The organism is Micromonospora sp. KC213 (genome assembly GCF_004348325.1).
In the GTDB taxonomy this organism is placed as follows: domain Bacteria; phylum Actinomycetota; class Actinomycetes; order Mycobacteriales; family Micromonosporaceae; genus Micromonospora.
Genome location: NZ_SMKF01000266.1, coordinates 1 through 5253 on the forward strand (window position 1 = coordinate 1; position 5253 = coordinate 5253).

The 5253-nt window shown below is 71.8% G+C and carries 2 protein-coding genes and 1 pseudogene; 1 reads left to right on the forward strand and 2 read right to left on the reverse strand.

Annotation, left to right across the window (positions count from 1 at the left end; genetic code table 11):
• Window positions 1-72: 72 nt before the first annotated feature.
• Both E1166_RS29185 and E1166_RS29190 read right to left on the reverse strand, forming a co-directional pair.
• The gene (locus E1166_RS29185) at window positions 73-3420 is read right to left on the reverse strand and encodes a S8 family serine peptidase (RefSeq protein WP_132343068.1); all 3348 of its coding nucleotides are present in this window, start codon (window positions 3418-3420) and stop codon (window positions 73-75) included.
• Window positions 3421-3569: 149 nt separating this feature from the next.
• The gene (locus E1166_RS29190) at window positions 3570-4733 is read right to left on the reverse strand and encodes a DNA recombination protein RmuC (protein WP_132266691.1); all 1164 of its coding nucleotides are present in this window, start codon (window positions 4731-4733) and stop codon (window positions 3570-3572) included.
• 53 nt (window positions 4734-4786) lie between these two features.
• Here E1166_RS29190 and E1166_RS29195 point away from each other — a divergent pair.
• A pseudogene (locus tag E1166_RS29195) lies at window positions 4787-5253 on the forward strand (hypothetical protein); the annotation flags it as partial.

Sequence of the window (5253 nt, forward strand, 5' to 3'; positions counted from 1 at the left end):
GTGGGGAAGGGGGAAGCCCGCCCCCGATGGGGGGCGGGCTTCCGTGTGGTTGGCGCGGTCGGATGACCGCGGTCAGTTCACCTTGCCGATCGAGACCGAGCCACGGCCGACGACCGCACCCTCGGTGGTGGTCACGGCCAGGTCGCCGTACAGGGCCCGACCGGCGGCCGGGGTGGACCGGGCGACCACCGTGCCGGTGAGGGCGGCGGTGGCACCGTTGGTGAGGGCCAGCGGGGTGGCGGGCGCGGTCACCGTGCCCAACGACGGGGCCGTGAACGAATCCCGGTAGTCGTAGGCGGTGCTGGTGCCCGGACCGTCGACGGCGTACCCGTCGACCACGACCCGGTAGGTGCCCGGGGCCGGGTTGGCCAGGGTCACCGCCTCCTCCGAGTCACCGTCGGCCGAGAGGCCCACCCGGGTGGCGCCCAGGAACACCGACAGGTCCAGGTCGGCGCCGAGGTTGGCGGTGTTGCCGATCCGCGCGGTGAAGCTGGTCGCACCCGCCGGCACGTCCACGGTCCACTCCTGCTGCGCGCCCTCGCCGATGGTCGGCCGCGCCGCGAGCACGCTGGCGAGCGGGCCGCCCTGACCGGTCACCGCGACCGGGCCGAAGGCGTTGGCCAGCTTCCAGGACACCTGGGTAGGGGCCCCGGCGACCACCGCGGGCAGTTCGATGGTGGCCGGGTCGACCTTGACGCCCTGCACTCGCGCCTGGAGCTGGAACGGGTTGTTCAGCGACCGCGAGGTGCGGCGCGCCTCGACCTCGATCTCCCAGACGCCCGGAATCGGGTTCTGGTAGTCCCGCTCCTGCGGCTTGCAGGCCGCCGCGTCGGAGAAGTTGGTGTAGCAGGCGGTGCTGGCGGTGCTCTCCACCGGAACGCCGTACGGGTTGATCGCGATGAAGCGGGTCTGCGACCCGGTGGCGATGCCGGAGAGGTTCACCTGCAGCGCGCCCGCCCCGGGCGGGACCGTCAGGAAGTACGAGGTGAAGCCGTTCCGGTCGACCGTGCCCTCGGTGGAGAAGGAGAACGCCGGCTTCTGCACCTCGTGGGCGACGACCACCACGGTCGAGACCTCGAAGTCGACCACGGAGGTTGCCGGGTCGTCGATCACCATCAGGGCGCCGTGCGCGCCGGCGGTCTTCGGCTTGGCCACCACGTCGACGGTGACGGTCTTGTTCAACGGCAGCACCACCGACTTCGGTGCGGTGAAGGTGCCGTCGTTGCCGCGCAGTGTCACGGTGTGCTGCCGGTTGCCGGCCGGCCCGCTGGTGCGGGTCAGCTTGACCTGGTACGTCTTCGACTGGCCGACCTGCTGGCCACCCTGCGCCGAGGCGCAGCGGTTGTAGACGCCGGTGCCCCGGTGGGGGTTCGGCAGGAACTGCTGGGTGCCGGCGTCGTAGCGGGTCAGGTTCTTCGACAGCTCGGTGCAGACCGGCGCGTCGGAGGTGTACGACCGGGCCTCGACGCCCTTGCTCAGCAGCTTCCACGCGCCGGGCACGTCGAACATGCCGTAGCCCTGGGCGTACGTCGGAACGTCGGCGATCGGCTTCGCCGAGGTGTAGATGGCACGGCGCAGCGCGGCCGGGGTGATGCCCTGGTCGTTCGCCCGGGCGGCGGAGAGCAGCAGCGCGGCGGCGCCGGCGGCCTGCGGCGAGGCCATCGAGGTGCCGTTGAGCATCTGGTAGCCCGGCGGCAGCGAGTAGCCGGCCTCGGGCGCGATGTTGCCCGGCTGCCAGGTCGGCGCGGTGGAGACGGCCGCGCCGGGGGCGGCGATGTTCGGCTTGAAGCCGCCGTCCTCACGCGGGCCGCGGGAGGAGAAGTTGAACAGCGCGTTCTCCTTGCGGACCACCGAGCCGTAGTTGGACAGCCAGGTGTCCTTGCTGATGCTGGCCGCGACGCTGACCACGTTGGACGCCACCGACGGGTCGCCGATGGTGTTCAGGCCCGGGCCGGAGTTGCCGGCCGAGATGAACATCTGCACGCCGTACGTGGTGATCAGGGTGTTGTAGAGCTGGGCGCGGGCGTTGGAGCCGTCGTTGAGCGCCGGCAGGCCGCCGATCGACATGTTGATCACGTCGACCTTGCGGTTGATGACCAGGTCGGCCATGCCGGTGGTCAGCGCGGCGGCGGTGCAGCCGCCACCCCACGAGCAGGCGCGGGAGGAAACCAGCTTGGCGCCGGGGGCAGCGCCGTCGAAGGCGTTGTTGCCCAGCATGTCGTTGGCGGCGGTGATGCCGGCGACGTGTGTGCCGTGGGTCGACTCGATGATGCCGATGTTGACGTAGTCCCAGGTGCCGGGGACGTTGATCGGGCTGGTGTCGACGCCCTTGCGGTACTCGACCACGAACGGGATCTGCTCCCGGACCGGCGTGGCCGGGTTGTCCGTGCCGAAGTGGCCGACCTGGAACTTCTCCTGGTACGGGCGCATCGGCTCGTCGTCGGAGAAGTCACGGTTCTGGTTCGCGTCGACCCGGATGTCGTTGCTCCGGGGGTCGTAGAGGATCCCGAACGCGTCGGTCCTGTCGCCGTCCCGGTTGACGTCACCGGCCGGGTCGCTGCCGGCGGTGATCGACTCGTTGAAGGTGGCGAACCGGTAGGACCCGGCGGGTGCCTGCCAGGTGGCTCCCTCAGCGGTGAAGGTCGGGCCGGTCACCGCGAGTTCCATCCGCCGCCACGTGCGGTCCTCCAGCGGGTCGGTGGCGGTGACCCAGTCGACGATCTTGCGCTCGCCGGTGGTGGTCTTCTGCAACGCCGGGTGGTCGAGGTCAACCCCGGAGTCCATGATGCCGATGGTGATCCCGCGCCCGTCGAAGGTCGGGTTGGCGGCCTTGAACGCCTCGGCGCCGGTCTCGTGGGTCGGCATGTACGGGTTCACCGCGCCGGTGCCCGCACCCGGGGCAACCGGAGCGGCAACTCCCTCTCGGGCGGTCTTCGCGCCGACCCGGGCGCTCTTCGCCCGGGCGGAGGCGGTGCCGGTGCGCTCGGGGGCGGTGACCTCGGGGCTGGGGTCGGGCAGCTGGATGGTCTCGTCGAGGTCGACGGCGGCGACGCCGGGCAGCTTGGCGGCCTTCAGGGCCTTCCCGGTGGGGACCTTCGCCAGCACGTACCCGATGGAGTCGAAGCGCTGGCTGATCGAGCCGCCGAGCTTCTTCATCGCGTCCGCGACGTCCTTCGCCTCACCCTTCTCGGTGGCGACGATCAGCGTGACGGTGGGCGCGTGCTTCGCCTCGGCCTCGGCGAGCAGCTTGGCGTCGTGCGCGCCGAGCGTCTCGACCGCGTTGGTGGTGGCGTCCGGGTTGGTCGCGGGAGCGGCGCTCGCGGTGGCGGCGCCGCCCGCGCCGGTCATGGCACCGGCGGCCACGACGGAGGCGAACAGCCCGGCGGAGGTACGCCGACGCAGGTTGCGGGGTTTGCTCACGTTCTCTTTTCCTCCAGAGAACAGGGCCCTGAGATGTCAGGACACACGTGAGCGAATCCTTTGTGCTGCGTAGTGCCGCTGTCACTACCCGCCGGTAAGTTGTGACCCCTTCGTGATATGCGAGGGTGCGCACTGCCACATAAATGGTGCTAGATGGACCGGTCCAGAGTGGAACCTCCATCCAGCAGCTCCGGAGCCTGCGGCTGCCGGGGGGCCAGCTCCACCTGCGCCGGCACCGCCAGCTCCTGGTCGGAGACGCCCAGCTCGGCCAACTTGCGGGCACTGACCAGCACGCGCGCCTCCAGTGACCCGACCGCCCGGTTGTACGCGGTCACCGCCCCGCCCAGCGACGCGCCGAGTTTGCCGACATGCTCGCCCAGGGTGGACAGCCGCCCGTACAGCTCGCGGGCCAGCGAGTGCACCGCGACCGCGTTGCGGGCCAGGGCCTCCTGCCGCCACGAGTACGCCACCGTGCGCAGCATCGCCACCAGGGTCGCCGGGGTCGCCAGCACCACGTTGCGGGCGAAGGCGTGCTCCAGCAGTGTCGGGTCGCGCTGCAGGGCCACGTCCAGGAACGGATCGGCGGGCACGAAGAGCACCACGAACTCCGGAGTTTGCGCGAAGGCCGCCCAGTACGACTTGGCGGCCAGCGCGTCGACGTGCGCCCGCAGGTGCCGCGCGTGCGCGTCGAGGTGGGTGTCGCGGCCCCGCTCGTCGCGCGCCTCCATCGCCGTCAGGTACGCGTCGAACGGTGCCTTGGCGTCCACCACCACGGTCCGGCCGCCGTGCAGCCGGACCACCAGGTCGGGGCGTACCCCCTGCCGGTCGGTGGCGGCGGTGACCTGCTCGTTGAAGTCGCAGTGCTCCAGCATGCCGGCGGCCTCGACGATCCGGCGGAGCTGGTGCTCGCCCCAGCGCCCCCGCACCTGCGGCGCGCGCAGCGCGGCGACCAGCTGCTTGGTCTCGGTGCGCAGTTCCCCGGAGACCGTACTCATGGCCCGCACCTGCTCGCGCAGTTCGGCGTAGGCGTCCACCCGGTCGCGTTCCAGCTCGGTCACCCGCTGCTCGTACCGGCGCAGGGTGTCGTGCAGCGGTGCCACCGCGCGGGCCACCGCCTCCTGCGACTGGGCGGTCGCCTCGTAGCTGAGCGCCCGCATCGACTGTTCCAGGCGGCCCTCCCCCTCCCGGGTGGCCGCGAGAGTGGCCTCCAGCCGGGCGATCTGGGTGGCGGAACGGACGCGGGCGGCGTACCAGCCCACCGCGCCGCCCGCACCGAGACAGACGACCACCACGGCCAGCGTCGCAAGGTCCATCCCGAGAGCATGCCAAAGGGATACGACTGGAGCCCGGCGGGTAACTTCGCGGCATGGAACTTGTGCTCGTGGCGGTCCTCGTGGTGCTGCTGGTCGGCGGGTTCGTCTGGTGGCGGCGGGAGCAGGCCGCCCGGGAGGCGCGGAGCCTCGCCGACGTGCGCGCCGACGCCCAGCGGTGGTACGAACGTCTCGGCGGCCAGGTGATGAACCTGCACGGCGACGAGCCGGCCGTACGCCAGGCGCTGGTGGACGCCGCCGAGCGCTACAACGCCGCCGGCGGTCAGCTGGAGCAGGCGCGCACCGTCAACCAGTACCGGCTGGCCCGGGAGACCGCCCTGGAGGGGTTGGCGTACGCCCGGGCGGCCCGGGTGGCCCTCGGCCTGGACCCGGGTCCGGAACTGCCGCCGCTGGCCGCCGCCGAGGGTGCCGGCGAGCTGACCAAGGAACGCCAGGTGCAGGTCCAGGGGCAGACGTTCAGCGCCGGTCCGCAGCCGGGCCGGGACACGCCGTACTACTACCC

Excerpts from the sequence above, each read along its gene's own strand:
- E1166_RS29190 (WP_132266691.1), bottom strand. The coding sequence starts at position 4,733 with ATGGACCTTGCGACGCTGGCCGTGGTGGTCGTCTGTCTCGGTGCGGGC.